Source organism: Streptomyces hokutonensis (genome assembly GCF_042751305.1).
Classification (GTDB): Bacteria; Actinomycetota; Actinomycetes; order Streptomycetales; family Streptomycetaceae; genus Streptomyces; species Streptomyces hokutonensis_A.
In genome coordinates, this window is record NZ_JBHYWD010000061.1 from 1 (window position 1) to 1,152 (window position 1,152).

Sequence of the window (1,152 nt, forward strand, 5' to 3'; positions counted from 1 at the left end):
CTGGTCAGCCGTAGTCCGTCGAGGTCGGTGAAGCGCAACTGGGCGCCGGGGTGTGGGCGTTCCTTGCGGACGATCAGCCGCATGCCTGTGGGCCAGGTGCTCAGGTCGGGCATGTCGGTGATCTCGGCGACCCAGGCGCCGGGCCGCTCGGTGCCGTCGGCGTCGTAGGCGGGTGTCCATGCCTTCTTCGGGATCTTCAGGACGGCCTGGTGGAGGGCGTCGGTGATGGTCATTCCGACGGAATACGACAGCCACCGGCCCCGGCGGGAGAGCCAGTCGAGGAAGGTGTGGGTGCCGCCGGCGGAGTCGGTGCGGATCAAGGTCTGGCGGCCCCGCCGCAGGTGTTTCGGCAGTTGGGCCAGGGCGAGCTGGGCGGTTTCGATGTGGTCGGTGGCGGTGTTGGAGCCGGCGTTGCCGGGCCGCAGCAGCGCGGCCACCGGTTCCCCGGAACCGGTCTCGCCGTGGTCGACGAACGCGACGAGCGGGTGATGGCCGAAGGTCTTCTTCCAGGTCGCGGTGGCATCCTGCTTCTCAGAGTGCGCCAGGACGAGGACTCCGTCGATGTCCACGATCACGTTGCCACCGGCGGACGGACCATCCGCACCGGCCAACTCCCAGACCCGCGACCGTACTTCTGCCCGCGCCGACCGGATCGCGGTGAGAGCTTTCGGGCCGGCTGCAGCGAGAGCGTCGACGAGACGGGAGACCGTTGGATCGGAGGCAACGGGGCCGAACACGTCGGGCTCGGCCCGCAGCATGCCGACGTCGGCCAGACAGTCCCCGCCGAGCGCGACGGTCAGGGCCACATCCAGCAGGATCTTCCCCGGATCGTGCACTGCCCGCGGCTTGCGCCACGGCGCCAGTGCAGCCGATATCGCGGTGTCCAGGCCGGACTTGCGGACTGTCTCGACCAGCAGCACCGCCCCGGCCTGCGAGACCACCCCGCGAACGCCGCCCTCGACACGAACACGCGGATACGACCCGCTACGCTTCTTCACCTGGAGAGTGCTTCTTTCCTCGCAGCTGACAGGACCCTCGACAAGTCCCATCGTTGCAGGTCAGCAGCACTCTTCACCTTTCTGGCCACTTGTTGGGCACGACGATGGACGAGGCGCGAGGCCCGAGATGAACGACCGCAGAATCACAATTGGC

Annotated in this window: 1 protein-coding gene; it reads right to left on the reverse strand. The window is 68.3% G+C overall.

Annotation, left to right across the window (positions count from 1 at the left end; all coding sequences use genetic code 11):
* Positions 1-998 (reverse strand): IS1380 family transposase (locus ACFXC1_RS51205; protein WP_381257380.1); only part of this gene is annotated, 998 nt, incomplete at its 3' end.
* Positions 999-1,152: the final 154 nt, after the last annotated feature.